This window comes from Bacteroidota bacterium (assembly GCA_034723125.1).
In the GTDB taxonomy this organism is placed as follows: Bacteria; Bacteroidota; Bacteroidia; order CAILMK01; family JAAYUY01; genus JAYEOP01.
Window position 1 is genome coordinate 1 of the sequence record JAYEOP010000439.1, and the last position, 2,080, is coordinate 2,080.

Here is a 2,080-nt window from a genome sequence, read left to right on the forward strand (position 1 = left end):
TAAGATAGAATTTAAACTTTCATTATATCTTCTTCTTTCTTTTTAGTTATTTCTTCAACTTTTTTAGTGTATTCATTTGTAATCTTTTGTACTTCTTTTTCTGCTCTTTTAGCATCATCTTCCGATGCACCTTCATCTTGATATTCCTTTATGCTATCGTTGGCATTTTTTCGTGCATTTCTTAAAGAAACTTTATTGTTTTCTGATTCAGTATTAATGTATTTTGCCAGTTGCTTCCTTCTTTCCTCTGTAAGTGGTGGGATGTTAATGCGAATTATCTCTCCATCATTTTGAGGATTAAAGCCAAGATTTGCTAGCATAATCGATTTTTCAATAGCTTCAATCATTGATTTATCCCATGGTTGAATTGCAATTGTTTTTGGATCTGGAGCACTGAGGTTTGCTGTTTGATTTAGTGGAGTTTTTGTTCCGTAATAATCAATACTAATGCCTGCCAACATTTGAGTACTTGCTTTTCCTGCACGTATTTTTGATAAAGTATCTATCAGATGAGTAATGGTTTTTTGCATCTCATCTTTTGTCTCGTCAATAACAAATTTTAAATTCTCGTCCATTTTCGTAATTTTTTTTGTGTCAAAGGTAAAGGGAACTTCTAATAATTATTTTCTTTCGAAAAACAAATATAATGAATAAGATGCAAACCACAAATATTTTTTTATTGTGAAGAATATTTTCAAAAATACTTTTTGCTAATTTGCTGTTTGTAGAATTTTGAGATTTTATTGTTTACCCTTTGATACATCTTTTCTTGTGAAAAAATATTTCTCACAGAACTCCTAGCGTCTTTTAAGTTGTTTTGTGTTTGAATTTTATAGGGATAATAAATTTCTTTAAATTCCTCTTGGGGAATTTCTCTGTCAATTATCTTTTTTTTCAGAGTTGTTAAATTATTTTTAATTACCTTACAATCATACTGTAGAACTTCATAAGAATTTGTAAAAGTTTGATAATTACTAAGGAAACCTTTGTATCTTCCAATGTCAAATTTAAGTTCGCCACTTATTCTGTTTGTGTCAAGTGTTTTAAAAAAATCTACTTTAATAATCATGCTGTCAATTCTATCTTGTACTTTTTTTGATTCAACAATCATAATTTGTTCAGCCATTTTATTCATGGTTATCAGTGTATCAACTTGACGAAGCTCAAATTGATAATTATAATTTTTGCATGAGTAAAATGAAGCTGAAAAAAGGATTAGGGCAATTACGACAAAAATCAGAGAAAAATAATAATTTCTTTGTTTAAAGTAAATTATTGGATTGCTTTTTGTTTTGACAATACTTTTTTTGGTCATACTAGAAAAAATGTTAATGAATTCGTATTTTTGATAGCTTTAATAAATGACCAAATTAGACAAAATTTCATTACTTTTATTGTGAAAAAAATAATTTTAATATCAATTTCCTTTGCATTGTTTTTCTCTGCATTTTCACAAGATAGGAAAAAAAACGGCTTGATTCAATTTACAGGAATTATTCTTAAAGCTGACAGTGATATTCCTATTCCTTACGCATCAATTTCAATCAAAAATACTTACAGAGGAACTGCTTCAAATTATGAAGGCTTTTTTTCCATTGCTATAGAGAAAGATGATACAATTGTTTTTTCTTCAATGGGTTTTAAAAAGAAAATAATAATTTTGCCATCCAATATTGATAAAGGAAAATTTAACACAATAATTGAACTTTTACCTGATACTTTAACTTTTTCGGAAACAGCTATATATCCGTGGCCATCTCCTGCTAATTTCAAAAAAGTTTTTCTTGCATTGGAGGTAAATAAAGATTTGTATGATTTAGCAAATGAAAACTTGAGCAAAGAAAAAATGATGTATCTGATGGTAAACATGAAAATGGATGGTGCTGAAAATCAAAATTTATTTCTGAATCAAATGGCTGTAAATGCAGGATATTATGGTGGTCAAACAAATTATGCACAATTCCCCGGTATGAATAATCCAATCCCGCTTTCTTTATTAAATCCTTTTGCTTGGGCAAAATTTATCAAAGCTCTTAAAGAAGGAGACTTTAAAGATAAATATAAGGAAATTAGAGAGTAG

The 2,080-nt window shown here is 28.4% G+C and carries 3 protein-coding genes; 1 reads left to right on the top strand and 2 read right to left on the bottom strand.

Features of this window, described 5'->3' with window-relative positions; translation table 11 throughout:
* Positions 1 to 11: 11 nt before the first annotated feature.
* Positions 12 to 575 carry a ribosome recycling factor gene (gene frr / locus U9R42_11675; GenBank protein MEA3496682.1) on the bottom strand — a complete coding sequence of 188 codons (564 nt, stop codon included), beginning with the start codon at positions 573 to 575 and terminating at the stop codon, positions 12 to 14.
* Positions 576 to 694: 119 nt separating this feature from the next.
* A complete protein-coding gene (locus U9R42_11680; GenBank protein MEA3496683.1) occupies positions 695 to 1,126 on the bottom strand; it encodes a hypothetical protein in 432 nt (143 codons plus the stop codon).
* A 270-nt stretch (positions 1,127 to 1,396) separates the two neighbouring features.
* Between U9R42_11680 and U9R42_11685 the strand changes: the two genes are divergently transcribed.
* Positions 1,397 to 2,080 carry a carboxypeptidase-like regulatory domain-containing protein gene (locus tag U9R42_11685; GenBank protein ID MEA3496684.1) on the top strand — a complete coding sequence of 228 codons (684 nt, stop codon included), beginning with the start codon at positions 1,397 to 1,399 and terminating at the stop codon, positions 2,078 to 2,080.

Coding starts and splice junctions, on each gene's coding strand:
- U9R42_11680 (MEA3496683.1), bottom strand. CDS start 1,126: ATGGCTGAACAAATTATGATTGTTGAATCAAAAAAAGTACAAGATAGA.
- frr (MEA3496682.1), bottom strand. CDS start 575: ATGGACGAGAATTTAAAATTTGTTATTGACGAGACAAAAGATGAGATG.